This is a genomic window from Chryseobacterium indologenes (assembly GCF_002025665.1).
In the GTDB taxonomy this organism is placed as follows: domain Bacteria; phylum Bacteroidota; class Bacteroidia; order Flavobacteriales; family Weeksellaceae; genus Chryseobacterium; species Chryseobacterium metallicongregator.
The window spans coordinates 4,864,873-4,888,829 of record NZ_CP018786.1 but is presented as its reverse complement, the minus strand read 5'-3'; the positions used below and the strand labels follow the sequence as shown (position 1 = coordinate 4,888,829).

Below are 23,957 nucleotides of genomic sequence, written 5' to 3'. Positions count from 1 at the left end.
TACGGGGACAAAAATAATTGGAATGCGAAAGACAATTTCTGTGAAAAAACCGGATTTTAGTGTATCATCTCAGGAAAGAGAGATTTACAATTTTGAAAAAGACGGCCTTGAACTCAAATCATCCTATGAAAAAAAAGATGTAAAAGATGAATCATTAACGCAGACTTCTCCAGGAATTGCTCCCTATCTGAGAGGGCCGTACTCTACCATGTATGTTCAGAAACCATGGACGATCCGTCAGTACGCAGGATTTTCTACCGCTGAAGAATCCAATGCTTTCTACAGAAGAAACCTTGCTGCAGGTCAGAAAGGACTTTCAGTAGCATTTGACCTTGCAACGCACAGAGGATATGATTCTGACCACTCAAGAGTGGTGGGCGATGTAGGAAAAGCAGGAGTTGCCATAGACTCTGTGGAAGACATGAAAATCCTTTTCAATGAAATTCCATTAGATCAGATTTCAGTTTCCATGACAATGAACGGAGCTGTACTTCCTATTTTGTCTTTCTACATCGTAGCGGCAGAAGAACAGGGAGTAAAGCAGGAGTTACTTTCCGGAACTATTCAGAATGATATTTTGAAAGAATTCATGGTAAGAAATACGTATATCTATCCGCCAGCACCTTCCATGAAGATTATCGCAGATATTTTTGAATACACTTCGCAAAATATTCCCAAATTCAATTCCATTTCCATTTCCGGATACCATATGCAGGAAGCTGGTGCAACGCCTGTACTTGAAATGGCTTACACACTGGCAGATGGTCTTGAATACGTAAGAACAGGAATAAAAGCAGGAATGAACGTAGACGATTTCGCCCCAAGGTTATCCTTCTTCTGGGCAATCGGAATGAATCATTTCATGGAAATTGCAAAAATGCGTGCAGCAAGATATATCTGGGCAACCCTTTTAAAACAGTTTAATCCTCAGAATCCAAAATCTCTGGCTTTAAGAACCCATTCACAAACTTCAGGATGGTCTTTAACTGAGCAGGAACCTTTCAATAATATCACAAGAACAGCAATAGAAGCGCTGTCTTCAGCATTAGGAGGAACGCAGTCTCTCCATACAAACGCACTGGATGAAGCCATTGCCCTTCCTACAGATTATTCAGCAAAAATTGCAAGAAATACACAGATCATCCTTCAGCAGGAAAGCGGAATATGTGATGTGGTAGATCCGATGGGAGGAAGTAACCTTGTAGAAAGCCTTACTCAGCAAATGATTGAGGAAGCAATGAGGTATATTGATGAGGTAGAGCAGGAAGGTGGAATGACCAAAGCGATCGAAGCCGGAATTCCAAAAATGAGAATTGAAGAAGCCGCAGCAAAAAAACAGGCTAAGATCGATAGTGGAGAAGAATTCATTATCGGGGTCAATTCATTCAAATCCTCATTAAAACAGGATCAAATAGAAATCTTAGACATTGATAATACCGAAGTTCGCAGAAAGCAGATAGAGAGACTGAATACGATCAAAGCGGAAAGAAATACAGCAGGAGTTGAACAGATCCTGAATGAAATCCGCGAAAGTGCTCAAACGGGAAAAGGAAATCTTCTGGCTCTATGTATCGAAGCTGCAAGAAGAAGAGTAACCCTTGGCGAAATGAGTGATGCTATGGAAGAAACCTTTGGAAGATATAAAGCAAATATTAAAACAATCTCTGGAGTATACGCTATGAATGCCGGTAAAAACGAATACTTTGAAAAAGCCCTTAATCTGACTCAGAAATTTGAAGAAGAAGAAGGGCGCCGCCCAAGGCTAATGGTCGCTAAAATGGGCCAGGATGGGCACGACAGAGGTGCGAAAGTAGTAGCAACAGCATTTGCCGATATGGGATTTGATGTGGATGTAGCACCACTATTCCAGACACCGGAAGAAGTCGCTAAACAAGCCGTAGAAAATGATATTCACATTTTAGGTGTTTCTTCATTGGCAGCAGGGCACAAAACATTAGTTCCGCAGGTGGTGGAAGAACTGTCCAAACTGGGAGCAGACGATATTACCATCGTCGTAGGAGGAGTGATTCCGCAACAGGATTATGAATTCCTTTATGCCAACGGTGCTGACTTTATTTTCGGACCTGGAACCAACCTTCCGAAATGCGCAGTAGAAATTCTGGAAAGATTTTTAGAAAAATAAATAGAAAAGTTTTAATTTCAGGACAGAGGTTAAAAATATACCCGTGAATTTTAAAAATATAAAGCCTACGAGGAAAAAACTGTTTCTTTTCGTAGGCTTATTTGTTATTACAGGAGTTTTTTTGCTAGGTTCAATAAAGAAAAACAGATCAGTACCCAGTTCCACAGTAATTGCGGATGCCAGTCTTGTTAAAAAACATTTGATGGCACTTACCCAAACTCCACAGTTTAGAAATCATAAAAATATTGATCAGCTAAATGCAGTGGCAGATTATATTCATCAGACCTTTGCTACTTATGTTGACAATACCACTTTTCAGGAATATAAAGTTGACGGTAAAGTGTATAAAAATGTAATTACTTCTTTTGGTCCGGAAAATGCCAAACGGATCATTATTGGAGCACATTACGACGTTTGTGGAGATCAGCAGGGAGCAGACGATAATGCCACCGGAGTTACTGCCCTTTTGGAGCTCGCAAGAATGTTGAAAGGACAGAAGCTGAAGTACAGAGTAGATTTGGTTGCTTACACGCTGGAAGAGCCGCCTTATTTCAGAACCGAAAATATGGGAAGCTATATTCATGCAAAATATTTAAAAGACAACAAAATTGATGTCTATGGAATGGCAAGCGTAGAAATGATAGGTTATTTCCGAGACGAAAAGGGTTCTCAGAGTTTTCCTATAGGTATTCTTTCCTGGATATATGGTGATCAAGGAAATTTTATTATGTTGGCTAAAAAGATGACTGGAGCAGGCCCATTTGTAAAAAACTTCATTAAAAATTTTAAAGGCTCAAAGCAGATCAAAACAGAGACGTTTTCTGCTCCCAAATTCGTTGCCGGAATAGACTATTCAGACCACTTGAACTATTGGAATTTCGAAATCCCTGCCCTCATGATCACCGATACTTCTTTCTTCAGAAATAAAAATTATCACGAACCCACGGATACGCTGGAAACTCTCGATACAAAGAGAATGACAAAAGTTATTGATGCCATTTTTCTCAGTATTATTCACCTTAAGTGAAAAAAAATATTTTGATTTTCAGAAAAATGTATATATTTGCACCTGAAAATCAAGTTTAACCAATAAAAAACAACGAAGCAATGTTCAGAACTAATCAGAATTCTACAGTTGGATTGCCACTTATGGTGGTAAGGCTTCGCGGTTTGGTACATTCTTAGAATAACAGTACAATGAAATATCAAAACCCGAAGTCGTAGAGATTTCGGGTTTTTTATTGCGCAATATTTCAAACTCCCAGGTTTCCCCGAAATTTTTTAAGTGTCATTAAAGGCAAAATAGGATGAGGTACATTCCTCAGAACTATTGAGTCTATTATTAATCCATTCAACTAGTATTTTAGTTGATTAAAAGTTGTGTGAGATAAAAAACAATTGAGTTTCCGGTATCTCACATCAGACTTCTGTTCACAATGGAAAATGATAACCTCCTGTTTTCCCGCCTGAGAAGCGTGAGAAGCAGAAAAAGAACAATTAGAAAAGATGTAGAAAAGCAGATAAGAACAAAATACAAACGTAGTAGAGCACTCTGGAAAATAAGAAAAAATCTTCCGTTGATACCATTGGATAAACCTTATCAAAAAGGATTTGTAAGATTCTTTGTTGTAAGAAATGATGTAAAAGAATCCAAAGATGGAGATTTTTTCGAAGGAATTTTAAAGAAGATAAATACCTATATGTATTCTGACAACCGAAAATTTCTAAAAAAGAAAAGAAAGTTCGGAAGAAAGATATATGTAGAAAGAGAACAGAAGCTCAGGTATATTACTTCTTTTTCCTGGAATTATCCAAAATTGGAACTTACCGACAGAGAAAGACAATACTTTGAAAAGAAAGAAGATTATTGCCCTGTCCGTAAGATATTCGGAACCTACTACCAATTTACTGAACCATGGAGATTTGCTCTAAGGATAAAACCCAATATGATTACCCATTACAAACCCCTGGATTTGGAGCTGGAAAAAGAATATGCAGCGCTGGATTTCTATTTGGGTCAGTATAAGGTAATAGGGATTATGAATAAGACAATTCTATGTAAGTCGAATCCATGGAAAGAAAGGTATCAAAGAAAACTTATCAAAAGCAGGAAATATGTTACCTGTACAATGTCTGCAACAGAGATTGCAGAAAGCTTAGAGGACTTATGAGTCCAACTGTTATTTAAAACAAAAACAATGGGAAATTTAAAACTAAAAGGAAAAGATATATTAAAACTGGGCTATCCAAATAACCAAAGCGTAAACGTAGCATTGGAAGTCATGAAAAGAAATTTTGCAACGAAGAATATTCATCATGTAAAAGCTCTTTTAAAGGAAATCCTGCTGAATCCGGAAGAATTTGAAAAAGATCTGACTTTCGGACAGATTGCAGAAACCCTGCTTTCATCCAAAAAAACCGAAAAAAGAATGCTGAATTCCCAGCGTGCTTCCTTTCAGATTTTTGGAAACAATATTTCAGAAGAGGCAAAAAATCAGTTATACACAGCTTTGAAACTGCCTGTTTCTACTCAGGGAGCATTAATGCCGGATGCCCACAGCGGGTACGGACTTCCCATAGGAGGTGTTCTGGCAGTGGAAAATGCAGTAATCCCTTACGGAGTAGGAATGGATATTGGCTGCAGAATGAGCCTTAGTATTTTGGATACACCCGTTTCATATCTTGAAGGGGCAAGAGATAAATATGAAAAAGCGCTTGCTGAACATACAAAATTCGGGATGTATGAGACTCATAAATCTCACATAGATCATGAGATTTTTGACAGAGATACATTCGATATGATCCCGATCTTAAGAAGATTAAAGGGAAAAGCCATCAAACAGATGGGATCCTCAGGTGGAGGAAATCACTTTGTAGAATTCGGGGAAGTGGAAATCACTGAAGAGGACAAACAAATTGGCCTCCCAAAAGGAAAATATCTGGGAGTACTTTCTCACAGTGGCTCGAGAGGTCTGGGAGCGGAAATCGCACAATATTATTCAAGAATGGCGACAGATCAGTGTCCGTTACCAAAAGAAGCCCAAAACTTCGCATGGCTGGACCTTAGTACTCATCTGGGACTGGAATACTGGACTGCAATGAACCTTGCCGGAGATTATGCTTCAGCCTGCCACGATGATATTCACAGAAGGCTTGTAAAAGCAGTCGGTGGAAGAGTAAAAGCGAGAATTGAAAACCATCACAATTTTGCGTGGAAAGAAATTCATAACGGAAAAGAAGTGATTGTTCACCGAAAAGGCGCTACACCTGCCAATGAGAATGAATTGGGGATGATACCCGGATCCATGACAGCGAAAGGATTTATCGTTCGTGGAAAAGGAAACCCGGAATCCCTGAATTCTGCATCTCATGGCGCCGGAAGAGCATACTCAAGAGGAGAATGCAGAAGTCTTTTCACTCAGCATGATATCAAAAAAGAGCTGAAACTAAAAAATGTCACATTAATGGGCGGGAATGCGGAAGAAGCACCAATGGCCTACAAAGACATCAATGAAGTGATGAATGCACAGAGTGAATTGGTAGATATCCTGGGAACATTCCAGCCGAGAATTGTGAGAATGGATAAGTAATTAGCCTAATATTTTATAACCTTACAGGTTTCAAAAACCTGTAAGGTTTAATCAGGAAATATTTAAAAACAAAGAAATGGGAGCACCACATAACATAAAAAGATACGGTGAAGTCTGGCCTGAATTCAGAATCCGGTTCGGGCTCGAAATTTTAGATAAATTAAAAGATAAAATCATTATATCAGGAGGTTGGGCATGGCATTTTATGTCTGAAAGAGGGCATACAGAATACAAACACGCTCATGATCATAAGGATATTGATGTTTTTGTAAAAAAAGAAAATGTAGCACAAGTTGTGATCATTCTTCAGCAGGAAGGATTCCAGAAAGTCTGGACCCGATATGACCATCTGCCGAGTGAAGAAAACTTTCGCAGGTACGAAAAATCGGTTAAGCTTGAAAATGACAAATTCTACAGAATTACCATAGACTTCTTTGAAAGAGATGATCTAGAGATATTGGAAACCAATGGATTTACCGTTGTGAGGCCTGATATTTTACTTTCTTTTTACAAAAATATTCACTCCAGTGACAAATGCTGGGCAGTGATGGCCGCAAAAGAACTATTACAAAAGGGAATAAATCCGGTAGGAAACCCTCTATTAAGCAAAATGCCAACATAAAAAATGGAAAAATTAATACAGATCACTTCGGGAAGAGGTCCTTTAGAATGCCAGTGGGTAGTAGCCAAGGTTCTGAAGACCTTTCTTGAAGAGGCAAAACACAATACAATAGAATACGAAATTATTCATCGGGAAAATGGAGATGAGAACCTGACACTAAAATCAGTAACTCTGCTTTTGAAAGGAAAAGATCTAAGTTTGTTTTTAAAAAGCTGGCTTGGAAGCGTTTGCTGGATAGGAAAAAGTACATTCAGGAAGCTCCATAAAAGAAGTAATTGGTTTATCGGAATCTTCGAATTGGAAAATGTCAAAATGATTGACTTTCATGAAAAAGACATCCGGTTTCAGACTGCGAGAAGTCAGGGAAGTGGAGGGCAAAACGTAAACAAGGTGAATACTGCTGTACGTGCCACTCATATTCTTACCAACGAAACTGTTTTTGTACAGGATTCCCGTTCACAGCTGGAAAATAAAAAACTATCCATTATCAGGCTCAAAGAAAAGGTAATGGCGGTTTATATCCAACAACTGGAAAGAAAACTGAAAGCAACCTGGTCTATGCAGATGCAGGTAGAACGCGGAAATCCGGTTCGTACATTCTCAGGGACAGATTTTAAAAAGAATTACGAAGACAAGACATTCAAAAAACAAAGGAATGCCTTGAAAAATGAATTAAAAAATTACAGAAATGACCTTAACTAAAAGTAAATATTATTTTGAAGCATTAGACTACTTTCCATTCAATCTTTCTGAATGTATGGATGCGCTGAATTATGCTTTATCTTACGAACCGGAAGATGCGGACAGTCTTTGTCTCATGGGAAGAGTATATTCAGAAGAATTGAAGGATTATGAAACAGCCAAGAAATACTTTGATGAAGCCATGCAGAGTAATATCGGAAATATCAATACTCCCAGATATTATATTGAATGTCTATTGAGTAATGAAGATTACAAAGAAGCAGAAAAATTAATTGAGTTCTCTCTGAAACTAAAAGGAATTGATAAATCTGAAATTCTGAACTGTTTGTCTCTTTTACAGGAAAGAAAATTTGAATACAAACAAGCTTTGACAACGCTTAAAGAAGCTAAAAAATTTGCTTACAATCGTGCAGCACTCGAAATTATTGAAGACAGAGAGAAACTGGTTAAAGGAAAAGTAACCAGGACAAGAACCGTAAAAAAGGCAGAATAATCTGTTTGACCGTATTTGAATTAAAAAAATAAGCTTTCATTAGAAAGCTTATTTTTTATTGACAGAGATCAGATAATCATACACCATTTGATGCTGGTCATCAGTAAGTTTGGCCTTTGGAGCCATTCTGCTTAAGGTATTGATCCATCCCTGGTTGTCATGCTTGGTTGGCTCTGGAAGCTTATGGCATTTTGCACAGGAATTTTCAAAAATGGTTTTTCCTTGTGCCAACTGCTCAGATGAGGTATACTTTGGCCCTGTAACGGCCACACTTTTAGGCCCGCAGGATACCAGAAATGCTGATGCTGCAATACCCGTTAAAATGAATTTTTTCATATCCTATTTTTATTTGATGATTACTTCTTTACAGAAACAATATAATCATAAACCCATTGATGCTGCTCATCCGTCAGTTTTGCTTTTGGAGCCATAGAATTCATAATTCCCACCCATTGTACAGGATTGTGTGAAGCAGGATCTGGTAATTTGTGACATCTTCCGCAAGAGTTTTCAAAAATAGTTTTTCCCTGAGCAATCTGTTCTGCAGTAGATGTTGAAGTTCCTGCAGTAGCAGTGGATGTAGCAGCTTTCGGCGTACAGGAAACCAGCAAAATAGCAGTAAACGAAGCCGCAACGATGAGTTTTTTCATGTTCCTTCTTTTGATATATAACAAATGTAATAAATTCCTTAAGCCGTTGATACAGGCTGTTCTAGTTTTAATTTAGAAGAAATAAAAACTAAATTCATGAAAAATTGATAATTTGAAATAAAGACAATTTGTTTCTTTTGTGTGATCATTATGATCCGGGTATTGACCATTCCCATTTTAATTATTAATTTTGAATTAATGAAATTTTCTACAGAAGAACTAATAGAGGGAATACAGTCAGGAAACAAACGCCTGATTGCGAAAGCTATTACATTGGTTGAAAGTAAGAAAGCAGAGCACAGAGTACAGGCAGAAGAATTGTTGAAGAAAATTATGCCTCTTACCGGAAACTCTGTAAGGGTAGGAGTAACGGGTGTTCCCGGAGCAGGTAAGTCCACTTTTATAGAAAACTTTGGCCGCCTGGTTATTGCTCAGGGGAAAAAAGTTGCCGTTTTGGCTATTGACCCAAGCTCGGCTATCAACAAAGGAAGTATTTTGGGGGATAAAACCAGAATGGAGGAACTGGCTAAAGAAGAAAATGCATTCATTCGTCCTTCTCCCAGCTCAGGATTTCTGGGAGGAGTAGCCAATACAACTTTTGAAACCATGATGATCTGCGAAGCTGCAGGCTATGACTATATTTTAATAGAAACCGTAGGAGTAGGGCAATCAGAAGTTCTGGTGGCTGATATTACTGATGTTTTTTTATTCCTTAAAATCATTGGGGGAGGAGACGAGCTTCAGGGCATAAAAAGAGGTATCATGGAAATGGTAGACCTTATTTTCATCAATAAAGTAGACCAGGACAATCTTCAGAAAGCGAAAAATACAAGGCTTGAATTAAAAAGAGCTCTAGACTTTATTCCACCTAAAGAAAAAGGATGGAAGATTCCTGTTTTACTAGGTTCTGCGCTTCATAATCAAGGATTACAGGAAGTTTATGATGCAATATTCGAATTTATTGATCTGAAAAAGAAAAGCGGCCGGTTTGAAGAAATTCGTGTTCAGCAGGCTGAAAAACGATTTGAATATTGGGTTCAGGAATATATTCTGTCCCTGATGAAAAAGAGCAATACTGTAGAAGAAGCTTATCATATGCACAAAAAAAATGCTTCAGCCATGGTTTCCAATCCAAGTACTGAAGCAAAATTATTTGTTGAAAAATTTTTATCGAACGAAAACAGGGATTAAAGTTTCTCTTTTTCCTGTTTTACCTCAGTTTTAGAAATGTATCCATCATAAGTAATAGGCTGTCTGTCACTACTTCTCATAGAAACAAAAGCTTTACCGTTTTTAAATACTTCAATATTAACTTCGTCTACGTTTCTTACATCTTTAGGTTTGAACTTTAAAGTCCAGGTTCCTTTTTTATTCTGAGTTTTAGTTACCGTAAAATCTTTTGAAGTAAATCGGTAGCTGTTATCACTGGCACTTCCAAAAGTTGGATTGAACATCCTTCCAAAATAAGGCAACACTACATCCAGTGTATTTTTACTGACATCAATGGTATACTCTCCATTCAGATTCAACATTCTTGTTGCAGTGGTATTAGGCATTGAATTCATGACATTGATAACATCATAATTCGTAGGATTGGCTCTTTGTGCATAGAACGTAAACTCCTGAGCATTCACCAAAGTGTCCACTGTTTTCGGATCTAATGAACCTTGTGAAGCACAGCTCTGAAATAAGAACAGGAATCCAAAAATCATCAGTAAAGAAATATACTTTTTCATAATGATATAATTATTAAATTTAAACAGCAAAATGTATGCAAATATATTCTTTCTGAAATATTTTGGAATAAAAATTGTTAAGGTTGAATTATTAACACTCAAACTATGAAAGTTACACATCTATTTGGAATGGGGGCTATTGCTCTATCGGCTGTTGCCTGTACTACAAACCCGATTACGGGGAGGTCTTCTTTACAGCTGGCCAACAATTCGGAAATTTTAACAATGTCTTCCCAGGAATATAGAACGACATTGTCTAAAGGTAAAGTGATTACCGGTACAGCAGATGCAAAGAGAGTGGTAAATGTAGGAAACAGAATTAAAAATGCAGCAGAAAGATATTATCAGAGTATTGGAAGATCAGCAGATCTTGCAAGTTACAGCTGGGAATTTAATCTTTTGCAGAGCAATGAGCTGAACGCCTGGTGTATGCCTGGTGGAAAAGTAGCTGTCTATACCGGAATATTACCGGTAACAAAAGACGATAACGGACTTGCAGTAGTAATGGGACATGAAGTTTCCCATGCATTGGCAGGCCACGGAAACGAAAGAATTTCTCAGGCAATGGTAGCTCAGTATGGAGGGGCAATCCTGGGAGGAACAATCTCAAATTCACAATGGGCAAGTGTTTTCCAGAAGGTTTACCCTATCGGTTCACAGGTTGCTTTATTGAAATACGGAAGAGGTCAGGAATCTGAGGCAGATGAAATGGGACTTTACCTGATGTCTATGGCAGGATATGATCCAAGAGCAGCCATCCCTTTCTGGAACAGAATGGAAGCCGCATCTACAGGAGCAAGACAACCTGAGTTCTTATCTACCCACCCGAATCCGGAAACAAGAATTTCAGATATCAACAAAGATCTTCCAAAAGCTTTGGAATACTATAAGGCTGCGGGAGGAAAAATATAATTAGAATTTTAATCTTGAATATTGCCTTATTAAATTTTTAGTAAATTTGGTAAGGCTTTTTTATGTAATCACCTAAACACAATATTATGAAGAGTTTATCAATTACCGGACTTATACTTTTGGCTGTTTCTGCATTACTTTTCTATTTAACAACCGATTTTGCCGTAGAACAAATAAAAATTTCTCACATTATGGGAATTATGGCAGGAATCGGGATCGGGCTTATCATTGGAGGAATGGTAGGATATGTAAGTAAAGGAAGCGCTATAAAAGCGGAACAGAAGAAAAAAGAATTCAAGCAGTTACAAAAAGACAAAGAAGATCTTGAAAAACAGGCTGCAGAAATTGCAAAACGTCAGGCTGAGCTTGAAAATCAAAATAAAAACCCTCAAATTTAAATTTGAGGGTTTAAAGTTGTTATTTTCGATAATTCATTAGAATTTATATCCTAAACCTACCATAAACAAGTTAGGTCTGTTATCATATCTGATTTCTGAACCAGAAACTTTGTTGATGAAGTTTCTTTCGTCTTTGCTGAAAGCACCTTCATATCTTGCATTTACAATAAGCTTTTTAATTTCAAGCTGTGCACCAAACTGATATCCTACGGTAAAGTCATTTTTAGCATTTTCTTTGAAATCGTTGTAAGTATTGTCTTTGTTTAAGTTAAAACTTCCTACAGGTCCTACAAAAACTCCAAGCATATTCCCTAAAAGATTATATCCTAAAAGAACCGGAACATCAATACGGTTGCTTTTTACGTCAAAAGTAGTGTTCTCTGTGGTAAACTCATTTTTAAAATGAGTATAATAAATTTCCGGCATTACAAACAATGAAGTAGGAAGCCCCACTTTTAATGAAAGTCCAACATTGAAACCTACATTATTTTTACCTGTTCCTGCAATAGCATCATTCACTGTTCCTTTAATATTGGACCATGAAGGTGAGCCTGTTGGAAAAATTAAGTTGGCTTTACCTGCCAGTGAAATCTGTGCAGAAGCCCACATTGAAAACCCTAATAACGCTATACTAAGTACCTTTTTCATTATCGTCTATTTTTGTATTTGTCGTTTCAATCGTTTTATTATTCTCAAGTAAATATTCTCTCAGCTCTTTAAACAGTTCTGAAGAATAAACGAAGTCAATCAGATTTTTATTGCCTGCAGTGATCAGAATGTCTTTGTTACCTTCCCATTCTTTAATTCCCAATCTTAGGTATACAATTTTCTCGCCAATCGTCATTACAGAGTTCATATCATGGGTATTGATGATGGTGGTAGTATTATATTCTTTTGTGATTTCGTAAAGAAGATCATCAATAATCTTGGAGGTATAGGGATCCAGCCCGGAATTGGGCTCATCACAAAACAGATACTTAGGATTGTTGACAATAGCTCTTGCAATAGCCACCCTTTTCTGCATACCTCCTGAAATTTCGGAAGGATATTTTTTTTCTGCTTTATCAAGATGTACTCTTCCTATTACTTCAAAAACTCTTTTCTTTTTTTCTCTGTAGGTAAGATTGGTAAACATGTCAAGAGGGAACATGATATTTTCTTCCACTGTTAGAGAGTCAAATAAGGCACTTCCCTGGAAAACGGTTCCGATTTCTGAACGGAGATGCTGTTTTTCATCTCTGGTCATGGTATTGATATCTTTTCCGTCAAACAGAATTTCTCCTGATGAAGGCATATAAACATTCAATAAACTTTTTAGAAAAACGGTTTTTCCGGAACCACTCTGCCCAATGATTAAGTTTACTTTTCCTTTATCAAATGAAGTTGAAATTCCCTTAAGCACTTCAACATCATCAAAACTTTTCTTAAGATCTTTTACCTCAATCATCAGCTTAATATTAATTGGGTTAAAATTAATTCAGAGATAATAATGAACACCATTGTCCATACTACGGCCTGTGTACTGGCTCTACCTACTTCCAAAGATCCTCCTTTTACATTGTATCCGAAATAAGAAGGTACTGTTGCAATGATAAAAGCAAAAACGATTGTTTTGGTAAATGCATAGTAAATGAATAAATTTGGCATATACATTTGAATACCAACAATATAATCGTTCTCTGTCCAGTTTCCTGTTAGAATCCCGGCAATATAACCTCCACCAATACCAAATACAATACTGATGGCAATAAGGAGAGGATTAAACAGCATACAGGCAATGATTTTAGGAAATATCAGGAAATTGGGTGAGTTTACTCCCATAATATCCAAGGCATCAATCTGTTCTGAAACCCTCATTGTTCCGATACTGGAAGCAATATATGATCCTACCTTACCCGCCAGAATAAGGCTGATAATGGTAGGTGCGAATTCCAATACCAATACCGCTTTTGTAGCATATCCTACAAATGATGGCGGAATAGGAAAGGAAGAAGCATCAAAGTTATTGAACATCTGAATAGCAACTACAGCTCCCACGAAGATGGATGTGAAGATGACAAGCCCGAAAGAATTTACTCCCAAATCATTAATTTCTCTCATGAACAGCTTCCAGAACACTCTCATTTTCTGAGGTTTCTGCAGGGACTTTCCCAAGAGGATAATGTATTCCCCTATCGCTGTGAAAAACTTTTTTAACATACTGCTAAATTAGACTTTTTTATTTAATTGGACTACAGTCAAGAATAAGACCGAAGCTTGGTTTTGTGTTAAAATTATTTCAATATTTATGTTATTCCGCTCTTTATTTTGCGTTTTTATCTCCTCCAATCACCAATAAAACGGTTTTTAAAATAATAACCACATCGAGTACGAAACTCCAGTTTCTTACATAGAATGCATCTGCCAGAACTCTTTTTTTCATTTCTACTTCTACATCTCCGAAGTCACCACGCAGTCCATTTACTTGTGCTAATCCGGTAATACCCGGATTAACCATACTTCTCAGACTATATCTTCCGATTTTGGGTTTGTAATAATTGTCAACAGCCAACATATGTGGGCGCGGACCTACTACAGACATTTCTCCTCTCAATACATTAATGAATTGGGGAAGTTCATCAAGACTGGTTTTCCTTAAAAATTTACCCACTCTGGTAATTCTGGAATCATTTACAGAGGTGGTTTTGGTTGTAGATTCATCATTGACAACCATTGTTCTGAATTTAATACAATTAAAAACCTCCTCATGAAAACCGTATCTCTTCTGAATAAAAAATACTGGACCTTTAGAAGTTGTTTTGATTAAAATTGCAATAATTGGAAATACCCATGAGCAAATGAAAACCAATATAATAGCAGAAAAGAAAATATCTAATGTCCTTTTCATCAGGAAATTAGAATAATAATCTAACGGATATCTGGCCTGATTAAGTACCGGCTGGGTTTGTATATATCCAAGATCATAAAGGAAAAAATCACTTTGTGTAATGCTTGGAATCAATGAAATATGAATCTTATTATCCTCAGCCAATCTGAAAATTTCATTTTCCATGGTTTCATCATAAGAATTTTCCATAGATAAAAACAAGGTATGAATTCCGTTCTTTTTCCAGAAAGAAACCAGTTCATTGATGTTAACCTCAGAATACTCGTATTCAAATATTCTGTATCCATAATCTTTACGTTCTGTAAAGATATTCTTAAGAATCTCTGTAGAGTGGCTGTCTCCCAAAAACATTACATTTCTGTAGTTAGCTCCAAGAGATCGCAAGTACTTGATCGCGAAATAGACTAATGATTTCGCCAGGAAAATGGCAATAAAGAGATAAAGTGAAAGCCAGTAAATATCCGAATTGAAAAATACATTATTACTTACCTTTCCTATAAGCAGTACTCCCAGTATAAAAAAGAGGAAATGGATTAAGAGGCGTTCAAGGAACAGGGTATAAGTAAGATTCCTCGGAATATTGTATATTTTTGTCCTACCACTTAATAGTACCCAGAACAAAAACAACAGAACCAGAGAAAAACTATTCTGATACCAGGTTTCTTTATTGTATTTTAAACTTTCGTTTCTGCTTATAAAAAAGAATATGAAGATAGATGCAATAACCATGAGGTCAAGCAACATAATGATTGATTTCAGGTATCTAGAGTATCGAATTCTCTGCATCTATCGGTATTATAGCGAATAAGCCCGGCTAATTTACACTTTTTTACGGGATATTCAGATATTTGTGCGTCTGAACAGAAGCCTGCCATTCAGGGTTTTCCAGAATGAAATCTGTAATCTTAGGATACATATCATCTCTTTTGCTCCATTCACTCTGAAGATAAAGCTTACAGTTTTCAGAAACTTTTGCAGCCTGTTCCTGAGCAAATGTAAAATCATGCTGGTTGAAAATAATGACTTTAAGCTCATTGGCCTTTTGATAAATCTCTTCTTTAGGAAGCCCTGTTTTCTTTGGTGAAAGGGTAATCCAGTCCAGTTGACCGCTCATAGGATAAGCTCCGGAAGTTTCGATATGTACAGTACACCCTAGTTCTTTTAGTTTGGATGTCAGAATATCTAAATTCCACATTAAAGGTTCACCGCCAGTCAACACTATTGTTTTACAGTGTTTAGCAGCAGTTTCTGCAATTTCCTCTGCATTCATCAGGGGATGAAGTTCCGGATCCCAGCTTTCTTTTACATCACACCAGTGACACCCTACATCACAGCCTCCCAGCCTGATAAAGTATGCGGCTTTTCCGGTGTGTGCACCTTCTCCCTGTAAAGTGTAAAAATGCTCCATCACAGGGAGCATTTTACCTTCTTTTAATAAAATATCTTCTTCTTTATTCATTTTAAAATTAGTCGTTATAGACCGAAGTTTTATAAGCAATGATGGTGTTTTTCATCAACATCGCTCTTGTCATTGGGCCTACTCCTCCAGGTACCGGAGTGATCCAGCTTGCTTTTGCAGCACAACTATCAAAATCTACATCACCTGCAAGGTAATATCCTTTTGGAGAATCATTGTCTACTCTTGTAATACCTACGTCCACGATTACAGCTCCTTCTTTAATCATATCTCCTTTTAAGAAATGTGGATCTCCCAAAGCAGTAATAACGATGTCTGCTTTTCTTGTATACTCTTCGATGTCTTTCGTATATGAGTGTGTAAGGGTAACAGTGGAATTTCCAGGGAAATCTTTTCTTCCCATCAAAATACTCATTGGTCTTCCTACAATTTTACTTCTTCCGATAATTACACAGTCTTTTCCTTTCGTTTCAATATTATATCTTTCCAATAATGTTAAAATTCCGAAAGGAGTTGCCGGTAAGAAAGTATCCATTTCAAGAGCCATTTTTCCGAAGTTTTCAGGGTGGAAACCATCCACATCTTTTCTTGGGTCAATAGCATTGATGATTTTTTCCTGGTCAATCTGATCTGGTAAAGGCAGCTGAACGATAAATCCGTCTACTGCTTTAGATTTATTAAGCTCGTCAATTTTTTCCAATAATTCAGATTCAGAAACTGTACTTGGAAATTTGATTAAGCTGGATTGAAATCCTACTTCCTCACAGTCTTTCACTTTAGAGTTTACATAGGCCTTGCTAGCTCCATTATTTCCTACAAGAATAGCCACCAAGTGTGGAGCTCTTCTTTTGCTTGCGAGAATCTTTTCTACTTCAACCTTGATCTCTGCTTTAATTTCCTTGGATACTTTAAGTCCGTCAAGAATTTCTGCCATTTTTACTTTTTTACTTTATAGATTTACTTTTACTTTCTTTTTATTTACTATTTGTTTTCCTTATAGTAATTGATCAATCCGTTGGTAGAACTATCATGAGAACTTATTGCTTCATTGTTCTCAAGCTCAGGAAGGATTTTATTGGCTAATACTTTTCCTAATTCCACTCCAAACTGGTCAAAGCTGAAAATATTCCAGATTACACCCTGAACAAAAATTTTGTGTTCATACAGAGCAATCAGCTGACCTAGTGAAAAAGGGGTTAATTCGTTGAATAGTATTGAGTTAGTTGGAGTATTTCCATGGAAGACTTTGAAATTGATCAGTCTGTCTATTTCTTCATCAGATTTGCCTGCATTTCTCAATTCTTCTTCTACTTCTTCTTCCAGTTTTCCGAAGGCAAGTGCTTCAGTCTGAGCGAAAAAGTTCGCTAATAATTTATCCTGATGATCCGAAACTTTGTTTGGGCTTTTTGCATACGCAATAAAGTCTGCCGGAATTAATTCTGTTCCCTGATGGATTAGCTGATAAAATGCGTGCTGACCATTTGTGCCCGGCTCTCCCCAGATGATAGGTCCGGTTTCATATTCTACGAATTCACCGTTTCTGTCTACACATTTTCCGTTACTTTCCATATCTCCCTGCTGAAGATACGCTGCAAATCTGTCCAGATATTGAGAATAAGGTAAGATAGCATAAGTAGTTGCTGCATAGAAATTACGATACCAGATTCCCAAAAGTCCCATTAATACAGGAACATTTTCAGAAAAGTCTGCAGTCTGGAAGTGTTGGTCTGTATCAAAAGCACCTCTTAAAAGCTGCTCAAAGTTTTCATATCCTACAGAAAGTACAATACTTAGTCCGATAGCACTCCAAAGAGAATATCTTCCACCTACCCAGTCCCAGAACTCAAAAATATTTTCTTCTGCGATTCCGAACTTCTTAACTTCTTCAATATTAGTAGATAAAGCAACGAAATGTTTTGCTACATCTTCCTGTTTTCCAGCTTTCAGGAACCAGTCTTTTGCTGAATTTGCATTCGTCATTGTTTCCTGAGTCGTAAAAGTCTTGGAAGCAATGATGAATAAAGTGGTTTCAGGATTTAAATCTTTAACTACTTCTGCAATATGATTTCCGTCCACGTTGGAAACAAAGTGGGCGTTTAATCTTGTTTTAAAATGCTTTAAAGCTGAACAAACCATTACAGGACCTAAGTCTGATCCTCCGATTCCGATATTGACTACGTCTGTAATCTCTTTTCCGCTGAAACCTTTATGCTCTCCTGAAATAATTTTTTCAGAAAAAGATTTCATGTGCTCAAGAACTCTTTTGATTTGTGGTTTGATATTTTCTCCGTCCACAATAATTTCACGGTCTGAGAAATCTCTTAATGCCGTGTGCAGCACTGCTCTTCCTTCTGTTTCATTGATTTTATCTCCCGAGAACATTCTGGAAATAGCATCTTTTAACTGGCTTTCTTCAGCCAATTGCAATAAAAGATCCTTTGTTCTTGAATCAATCAGGTTTTTAGAATAATCAAAAAGATAGTTGTCCTTTTGTAGAGAAAACTCATTAAAACGGTTCGGGTTATACTGGAAAAGAGTTCTAAGATCAAAGTCATTTCCACCGAAGTGTTCATCAAGTGCTTTCCAGCTGCTAGTTTGTGTTGGATTTATTTTTGATAGCATATTACAGAATTTTTATCGCTCAGAAGATCATGTATCGGATGAGAATAGGTCATAATCCATAATGATTTATTTCTGATTTGCAAATTTACGGAAAAATAAAACCTCTGATAAATTTGAAGAGGATAAATAACGATTTTTTAAAAAAAACACAACCTCAGAATAGGTCTGAGGTTGTATAAAATGTGTTTTTGCGATAGTTTTCAGGATATTATTCATCCATTTCATTGAGAATGTTTTCCAATTGTTTTGCGCTGCCTCCATAGATGTATTTTGTCCATAGAACAATGCTGGTTATAAACCCTAATGTTCCTATCAGTACCGCAATGATTAATCCCTGTTGGTGAGAAGCAGAAAGCTCTGGTAAAGACTTTCCTTGCTCTTTCATCGTATTGTAGATAACCAGTCCAATAGTTATAAGTAAATGAGGAAGTAATAAAAATCCGAAAGACTGGTATCGTTCCATATTCAGGCGAAGCTCATGGTATATTTTCCAAAGGCTGTTTTTGGTATTTCCTGTATAAAGTTCTGTCTGTTTGTAGAATTTATAAAACCCAAACAGATAATACGAAGATATAACGACCATCACGATATAGGATACATAATAAATAATGTATTGTGAAGATGGAAATTTAAACTGAAGTGGAAAAAAAGCCATGAGAATAATAGCAATAATCTGCATAGGAAATTCTTTCTTCATATTTTTCTGAATCTTTTCTATAGGATGTTTGCTTTCCTTTAATTGCTGTATTGTATCAGGGATATGGACATCACTGTCTTCTTTATTCCACTGTTCTTTTAATTGATCAAAATTCATAACCTGATTTTTTTATGATTTGCTGTATTTTTTCTTTTGTTCTGTTGAGTTTCACACGAGCATTGCCTTCACTGAGACCTAAATTGTTTCCTATTTCTTTGTGTGACATTCCTTCCATGAAATAAAATATGACGGCTTTTTCCAGAGAGTTCAGCTCCTGGACGGCACTGTAGAAAATTTCCAGCTGCCTGTCCTTTGCAGGGTTGTAATCCTCCTGCTGCACTTCAAAATGAGAAGGAGCATCCGTATGGTTATTAGATCTCTGCTTTTCCTTTTTTAAATAGGTAATGGCAGTATTGATTGCAACCCGATACATCCAGGTGGAGAACTCACTGTTTCCTTTGAAATTCTGATAAGATTTCCAAAGCTGGATGAGAATCTCCTGCTGCAGGTCTTCCCGGTCCTCTACAGAATCTGCATAGATCCGTGAGGCTTTGTATAAAATGCCCTTGTGCTGGTTGACGAGCTTTAAAAAAGCAGTTTCAGTTGGATTACTCACAATAGTTTCATGGTTGGGTTAGTGTTATAAACTCGATACAGGTTTTACAGTGTAACCTTTTGCTCTCAGGAGATTGATGAGTCCGTTTTCTCCCCAAAGGTGTCCACTTCCTACGGCAAAGAAAGAGCTCTGATTTTTCATCATTTCCGGCATTTTTTCTACCCATTTTTTATTCCTGTCGGTAAGAACGAGCTTTTCCTGTTTATTGTTCATGAATTTTGGATTTTTGATTAGCAAATCCAACTCTTTAAGGTTTTCATTTTTAAATGCTTCTGTCATTTGTTTGGCTGCAACTGCATATTCATCACCTAATTTTAATTGTGAAATTGTTTCTTTCAGATCATATGCCTGGCTTATTGCATTGGTCTGATCGTCAACTTTCTCCAGACCGCTTACACTTTTTTTATTCTGCAAGGCCGTTTTCAGCAGTTCTATTTCATACATTTTCACTTCATTCTGAGGGCAAGGGATTGCTTTTGTGGCAACGAGGGAATATAGTGCTGTTGAGCTATGGGAATCAATGTTTTTCAGCGAGGTTCCATAATTGGCTAATGTTTTATCTAAATCTTTGGCTTCACTGGCTGTTAGCTGTTCAGATATCTTTTTATCAGCAGCCATCATTTTTTGGATTGAAGCCATTTCACTTTGATCTGTATAATTGATTTCCATTACAAAGCTTTCTGACTTGTTGAGTGCATTCCAAACTTTCGGTTTTATTTCAAAATCTTTACTGCATAAGATATGAAAAGTTCCGGTAATGTAAGAAGGCCTGGCCAGTCCGTTTCCGGATACTTCCCAAAGCAGGCTGTTTTCTTTTTCATCACTTTTATTTTGGGCATTTGCTGTAATTGAATTCAGTGATAGTAACACTGCAACTCCAAGTTTTATTAAGTTTTCCATAGTATTAATTTTTTTTGATTTTCTGTTCTTTTAAACAGTAGGTAAAGCAGGCATTACAATCGTTACAGTTTTTTTTCAAAAAAAGTAAAAACCTCCTGAAAACAGGAGGCTGTAAAATCTAAAATTATGATGATAACCAATTGGTTAGGATGATTTTTTATTCCTGGTTTTTTGAATACTCAGGTTTTGAAATTTTTCTTCTTCTTAAAAAATAGAGGATTGCAGCAGCAATTAATACAAGAGGCCATACATTGATAAGAGCAACGATAATTCTCTGAATCAGGTAGAATCCGTACACAAATCCGTCTTTTGCGTCATAGATGAAATTGTATTTATACTTATTATCAATACTTGTAGTGTTGGTGACAGCAATTTCTGCAATGCGCAATTGAGGTTCTTTGATGTAAATGTCAATCGTGCTGTATTTCAGATCATCTGTCATATTCATGCTGGAGAGCTTTTGAAGATTTCCTTCAGACATATTTTCGTCATCAAGGGTTACTTTATCTTTATTTGTTTTCAACTTACTGATGTTCTCAGAAGTTTTTTGATTTCTTTTTCCTTCCAGTTCAGAATACTTGATGTTGGCTGTTACATCTTCTGCATTGATCGATCTCGAATTCAGAAATAATTTGTTTGTATTGATAGCTGTTAATAGTTCACCAAGCTTTTCCGTAGGAATACGTACCTGCATTCTATTCTCCGTCTGGTATTTTTTGACCAGCATAGCCTCTTCATTGGACGTATTGTAAGTGTTTTCAGAAATAACGTTACTTTGAAGATTACTGTTGGTGACAAATCCTCCAAGCTCTTGTACTGATTTTTCAATGGCAATAGTTGTATTATACACATCTTTTACCTCCATATTGACATCTGCAGTCTTGATAAATTGCTTGTCTTTTACTTTCATATTGGCTACAGATGAAATACTGTCTGAAACAACTGCAGCAGCTGAATCTGTAGTAGCATAAGCATTAAGCTCTGTTTCAGAAACTTCACCTTTTTTACATGAATAAATTCCTAATAAAAGAACAGCGGATAGAGATAGTTTAATGTAAGTAGTTTTCATAGCGTTGATTTTTAATGTTTTCCTTGAGTCAAAGTTCAGGCAGGATCTTTTGTAACGCTTGAAAATCAAAAGTAAAAAGTTTGTAAACGGAATTTTCGGTTTTAATAAGTTGAATTTGAGTGTTTTGTAAAACATACTTGAACCTCAGTCATTGCTTTCGGAGCAATTTTTGCTTATCTTTTACAAACCAAAACTACAATCTATCACTATGTCAAATACTTTTTCCAAAATCAGAAACGCAATAGAATTATTTAGATCCATAGATTTCGATCAGTTGAGCACCATTTCTCAAAAGGTAGATCTGCCAAAACTGATGCAGAATTTCTCAAAACTGGATGATAAGCAGCTTTCCGGGCTTATGAAAATGCTTGATCCCGAAAAGAAAAAGAAAGAACTTCCACCCATTGACGGAGATTTTTATGATATCTACCATACGCTTACTCCGGAACAGCGTGAAATTCAGCTTAAAGTAAGGGCTTTCATGGAAAAGGAAGTAAAACCTCTGGTGAATCACTACTGGCTCAGAGATGAATTTCCTTTTGAATTGATCCCGAAATTCCAGAAACTCAATATTTGTGGCGTTACTTATGAAGGGTATGGCTGTCCGGGAATGCCTTTCCTGATGGAAGGTGTCATTGCTATGGAAATGGCAAGAGTAGATGCTTCTATTGCCACTTTTTTCGGGGTACAATCAGGGTTGGCAATGGGTTCTATTTATATCTGTGGTTCTGAAGAGCAAAAGCAGAAATGGCTTCCGCAGATGCAGAAATTTGAAAAAATAGGAGCCTTTGGACTTACAGAGCCGGAAGTTGGATCCGGAGCAGCGGGAGGGCTTACCGTAACCTGTAAAAAGACACCGGAAGGCTGGGTTCTTAATGGTCAGAAAAAATGGATCGGGAATGCTACTTTCGCTGATCTGATTATTATCTGGGCAAGGGATCTGGATAGCGGAGAGGTGAAAGGATTTATTGTAGAAAAAGATAATCCGGGATATTCTGTAGAAAAGATCAAGGGAAAAATGGCTTTAAGGATTGTTCAGAACGGATTGATTACGTTAAAAGACTGTCTTGTAACCGAAGAAAACCGTTTACAGAATGCCAATTCCTTTAAAGATACAGGAAAAGTACTGAGAATGACAAGAGCTGGAGTAGCATGGATGGCCACAGGTTGTGCACGCGGAGCATATGAAAGTGCTTTGGATTATACCCGAAAAAGAGAACAGTTTGGAAGACCCATTGCCTCATTCCAAATGATTCAGGGACATCTGGTTGAAATGTTGTCTAATCTTACCGCTATGCAGACGATGGTTTTCAGACTGTCTGAAATGCAGGATGAAGGAATTTTAAAAGATGAACACGCTTCTTTAGCTAAAGTTTTCTGTACCCTCAGAACAAGAGACATTGTTTCCAGAGCAAGGGAAGTGATGGGCGGGAACGGAATTCTGCTCGAGTATGATGTTGCAAGATTTGTTGCCGATGCAGAAGCCATTTATTCTTACGAAGGAACAAAAGAAATCAACTCGCTCATCGTGGGACGATCGATTACAGGTTTCAGTGCTTTTGTGTAGAAAGTAGGTAGCAGGTAGCAGATAATAGGTTACAGGTAGTGAAAAGCAACAATAGACTTCATCTGAAGTTTACTGGCGCTGCAACCTATTACCTGCAATCTATTACCTGCTACCTTATGAAACTAAGTGTTTATATTTTTCCTTGTTGTCAATAATCATCCAAAGGTTGATCAGGAACATCACCCCGGCGATACCCATTCCCATAGGAGATTTATCCATTGTGAAAACATGGGTAACAATTCCTACCATGACAGGTAAAATAACAATTGCACCCAACGCTCTTGTTTTTGGGAAAATAAATAATAACCCGCCAATGACCTCTACAATCCCCACTAAAGGCATCAGCCAGCTGATTTCTCCAAAAGCAGCGAAAAGTTTCATTTGTTCAGGAGTAGGTTTTTCCATGGGCATATAGTTAAAAAACTTGTTTAGCCCGGCATTAATAAACATAAGCCCGAAAAGTAAGCATAAGATAAATTTTACTATTTTCATGATTGATGATTTTATATCAAATGTAAAATAAAAATGGGATTCGTTGACTGTGTTTTTGTGAAAAATATATAATTAATGTTAATGATAGGTTAATGTTGAGTTTTGAATAATTTCATTGTTTATATTTGAGATTCAAACTAAACTAATAATATTATGTTGAAAAATCTTAAAAAATTAAACCGTACAAATTTGAGAGAAATCCAGGGAGGAATTGAGAAATGTGATATAGGACCAATAGATTGTCCATGTAAAATTCCTGCAGGTCATCCTTGTATTGGAGGTGGAGGAGGAACTCCGGAACCGGATAAAGGATACTGTCCGGATAGCCAAACTTATATTCTGTGCACAGATACCTGTCCAAATGGAATGAGTCCTTGGTGTGCTGTGTCATAACAATAAAAAAAGACTGTCTTGAAAAAGGCAGTCTTTTTTATTTAAAGTTTA

General features: G+C 36.9%; 27 protein-coding genes. 12 read left to right on the top strand and 15 right to left on the bottom strand.

What is annotated here, in order from left to right:
• Window positions 1-22: 22 nt before the first annotated feature.
• From scpA to BUE84_RS22050, 7 genes are all read left to right on the top strand, one after another.
• Window positions 23-2,143 carry a methylmalonyl-CoA mutase gene (gene scpA, locus BUE84_RS22080; RefSeq protein WP_079243516.1) on the top strand — a complete coding sequence of 707 codons (2,121 nt, stop codon included), beginning with the start codon at window positions 23-25 and terminating at the stop codon, window positions 2,141-2,143.
• A gap of 43 nt (window positions 2,144-2,186) precedes the next feature.
• Window positions 2,187-3,170 (top strand): M28 family peptidase, encoded by a 984-nt coding sequence (locus BUE84_RS22075; protein ID WP_099049866.1) that lies wholly within the window; start codon window positions 2,187-2,189, stop codon window positions 3,168-3,170.
• A 409-nt stretch (window positions 3,171-3,579) separates the two neighbouring features.
• Window positions 3,580-4,314, top strand: coding sequence for a hypothetical protein (locus BUE84_RS22070; RefSeq protein WP_079243515.1), 735 nt, complete (start codon window positions 3,580-3,582; stop codon window positions 4,312-4,314).
• A gap of 27 nt (window positions 4,315-4,341) precedes the next feature.
• Window positions 4,342-5,733: an RtcB family protein gene (locus BUE84_RS22065; protein WP_079243514.1), complete on the top strand. Its 1,392-nt coding sequence runs from the start codon at window positions 4,342-4,344 to the stop codon at window positions 5,731-5,733.
• A 76-nt stretch (window positions 5,734-5,809) separates the two neighbouring features.
• A complete protein-coding gene (locus BUE84_RS22060; protein ID WP_079243513.1) occupies window positions 5,810-6,355 on the top strand; it encodes a hypothetical protein in 546 nt (181 codons plus the stop codon).
• Between the two features lie 3 nt (window positions 6,356-6,358).
• Window positions 6,359-7,057, top strand: coding sequence for a peptide chain release factor H (gene prfH / locus BUE84_RS22055; RefSeq protein WP_079243512.1), 699 nt, complete (start codon window positions 6,359-6,361; stop codon window positions 7,055-7,057).
• Window positions 7,044-7,550 carry a tetratricopeptide repeat protein gene (locus BUE84_RS22050; RefSeq protein WP_079243511.1) on the top strand — a complete coding sequence of 169 codons (507 nt, stop codon included), beginning with the start codon at window positions 7,044-7,046 and terminating at the stop codon, window positions 7,548-7,550. The genes prfH and BUE84_RS22050 overlap by 14 nt, the downstream gene beginning before the upstream one ends.
• Window positions 7,551-7,598: 48 nt before the next feature.
• Here BUE84_RS22050 and BUE84_RS22045 read toward each other — a convergent pair whose 3' ends face one another.
• Together BUE84_RS22045 and BUE84_RS22040 are read right to left on the bottom strand one after the other, a co-directional pair.
• Window positions 7,599-7,886: a c-type cytochrome gene (locus BUE84_RS22045; protein WP_034692685.1), complete on the bottom strand. Its 288-nt coding sequence runs from the start codon at window positions 7,884-7,886 to the stop codon at window positions 7,599-7,601.
• Window positions 7,887-7,906: 20 nt separating this feature from the next.
• The gene (locus BUE84_RS22040; protein WP_079243510.1) at window positions 7,907-8,200 is read right to left on the bottom strand and encodes a c-type cytochrome; all 294 of its coding nucleotides are present in this window, start codon (window positions 8,198-8,200) and stop codon (window positions 7,907-7,909) included.
• Window positions 8,201-8,398: 198 nt separating this feature from the next.
• Between BUE84_RS22040 and meaB the strand changes: the two genes are divergently transcribed.
• Window positions 8,399-9,391, top strand: coding sequence for a methylmalonyl Co-A mutase-associated GTPase MeaB (gene meaB / locus BUE84_RS22035; protein ID WP_079244010.1), 993 nt, complete (start codon window positions 8,399-8,401; stop codon window positions 9,389-9,391).
• Here meaB and BUE84_RS22030 read toward each other — a convergent pair.
• Window positions 9,388-9,936, bottom strand: coding sequence for a DUF4251 domain-containing protein (locus BUE84_RS22030; RefSeq protein WP_079243509.1), 549 nt, complete (start codon window positions 9,934-9,936; stop codon window positions 9,388-9,390). The two genes, meaB and BUE84_RS22030, sit on opposite strands and share 4 nt — an antisense overlap.
• 105 nt (window positions 9,937-10,041) lie before the next feature.
• Here BUE84_RS22030 and BUE84_RS22025 point away from each other — a divergent pair, with 105 nt between their 5' ends.
• Window positions 10,042-10,848: a M48 family metallopeptidase gene (locus BUE84_RS22025; protein ID WP_079243508.1), complete on the top strand. Its 807-nt coding sequence runs from the start codon at window positions 10,042-10,044 to the stop codon at window positions 10,846-10,848.
• A gap of 86 nt (window positions 10,849-10,934) precedes the next feature.
• Complete coding sequence (locus BUE84_RS22020) at window positions 10,935-11,246, top strand: hypothetical protein (protein WP_079243507.1); 312 nt, start codon at window positions 10,935-10,937, stop codon at window positions 11,244-11,246.
• A gap of 36 nt (window positions 11,247-11,282) precedes the next feature.
• Here BUE84_RS22020 and BUE84_RS22015 read toward each other — a convergent pair whose 3' ends face one another.
• The 11 genes from BUE84_RS22015 to BUE84_RS21965 all read right to left on the bottom strand — a co-directional run bounded on the left by BUE84_RS22015 (window position 11,283) and on the right by BUE84_RS21965 (window position 21,454).
• Window positions 11,283-11,894, bottom strand: coding sequence for an outer membrane beta-barrel protein (locus tag BUE84_RS22015; protein WP_034692679.1), 612 nt, complete (start codon window positions 11,892-11,894; stop codon window positions 11,283-11,285).
• Window positions 11,878-12,693 carry an ABC transporter ATP-binding protein gene (locus BUE84_RS22010; RefSeq protein WP_034692677.1) on the bottom strand — a complete coding sequence of 272 codons (816 nt, stop codon included), beginning with the start codon at window positions 12,691-12,693 and terminating at the stop codon, window positions 11,878-11,880. Before BUE84_RS22010 ends, BUE84_RS22015 begins: the two co-directional genes overlap by 17 nt.
• Window positions 12,693-13,445 (bottom strand): MlaE family ABC transporter permease, encoded by a 753-nt coding sequence (locus tag BUE84_RS22005; protein ID WP_034692676.1) that lies wholly within the window; start codon window positions 13,443-13,445, stop codon window positions 12,693-12,695. Before BUE84_RS22005 ends, BUE84_RS22010 begins: the two co-directional genes overlap by 1 nt.
• Before the next feature lie 103 nt (window positions 13,446-13,548).
• Window positions 13,549-14,919, bottom strand: a complete 1,371-nt coding sequence (locus tag BUE84_RS22000) for an exopolysaccharide biosynthesis polyprenyl glycosylphosphotransferase (RefSeq protein WP_079243506.1) — start codon at window positions 14,917-14,919, stop codon at window positions 13,549-13,551.
• 43 nt (window positions 14,920-14,962) lie between these two features.
• A complete protein-coding gene (locus BUE84_RS21995) occupies window positions 14,963-15,592 on the bottom strand; it encodes a 7-carboxy-7-deazaguanine synthase QueE (protein ID WP_034692670.1) in 630 nt (209 codons plus the stop codon).
• Between the two features lie 7 nt (window positions 15,593-15,599).
• Window positions 15,600-16,484 carry a bifunctional 5,10-methylenetetrahydrofolate dehydrogenase/5,10-methenyltetrahydrofolate cyclohydrolase gene (locus BUE84_RS21990; RefSeq protein ID WP_034692667.1) on the bottom strand — a complete coding sequence of 295 codons (885 nt, stop codon included), beginning with the start codon at window positions 16,482-16,484 and terminating at the stop codon, window positions 15,600-15,602.
• A 47-nt stretch (window positions 16,485-16,531) separates the two neighbouring features.
• Complete coding sequence (pgi, locus tag BUE84_RS21985) at window positions 16,532-18,172, bottom strand: glucose-6-phosphate isomerase (protein WP_079243505.1); 1,641 nt, start codon at window positions 18,170-18,172, stop codon at window positions 16,532-16,534.
• A gap of 208 nt (window positions 18,173-18,380) precedes the next feature.
• Entirely contained in the window at window positions 18,381-18,986 is a 606-nt protein-coding gene (locus tag BUE84_RS21980; RefSeq protein WP_079243504.1) for a hypothetical protein, read from the bottom strand.
• Entirely contained in the window at window positions 18,976-19,410 is a 435-nt protein-coding gene (locus BUE84_RS21975) for an RNA polymerase sigma factor (protein WP_409993852.1), read from the bottom strand. The genes BUE84_RS21980 and BUE84_RS21975 overlap by 11 nt, the downstream gene beginning before the upstream one ends.
• Before the next feature lie 99 nt (window positions 19,411-19,509).
• Window positions 19,510-20,385, bottom strand: a complete 876-nt coding sequence (locus BUE84_RS21970) for a TraB/GumN family protein (RefSeq protein WP_079243502.1) — start codon at window positions 20,383-20,385, stop codon at window positions 19,510-19,512.
• A 157-nt stretch (window positions 20,386-20,542) separates the two neighbouring features.
• Entirely contained in the window at window positions 20,543-21,454 is a 912-nt protein-coding gene (locus BUE84_RS21965; RefSeq protein ID WP_079244009.1) for a DUF4349 domain-containing protein, read from the bottom strand.
• A 208-nt stretch (window positions 21,455-21,662) separates the two neighbouring features.
• On the opposite strand from BUE84_RS21965, the gene BUE84_RS21960 reads away from it, so the two are divergent.
• Window positions 21,663-23,021, top strand: coding sequence for an acyl-CoA dehydrogenase family protein (locus BUE84_RS21960; protein WP_079243501.1), 1,359 nt, complete (start codon window positions 21,663-21,665; stop codon window positions 23,019-23,021).
• 114 nt (window positions 23,022-23,135) lie between these two features.
• Here the strand turns inward: BUE84_RS21960 and BUE84_RS21955 are convergent, their stop codons facing one another.
• Window positions 23,136-23,513: a DoxX family protein gene (locus tag BUE84_RS21955; protein WP_034692651.1), complete on the bottom strand. Its 378-nt coding sequence runs from the start codon at window positions 23,511-23,513 to the stop codon at window positions 23,136-23,138.
• A gap of 153 nt (window positions 23,514-23,666) precedes the next feature.
• On the opposite strand from BUE84_RS21955, the gene BUE84_RS21950 reads away from it, so the two are divergent.
• Window positions 23,667-23,906 carry a bacteriocin-like protein gene (locus BUE84_RS21950; protein WP_079243500.1) on the top strand — a complete coding sequence of 80 codons (240 nt, stop codon included), beginning with the start codon at window positions 23,667-23,669 and terminating at the stop codon, window positions 23,904-23,906.
• The last annotated feature ends 51 nt before the right edge of the window (window positions 23,907-23,957 follow it).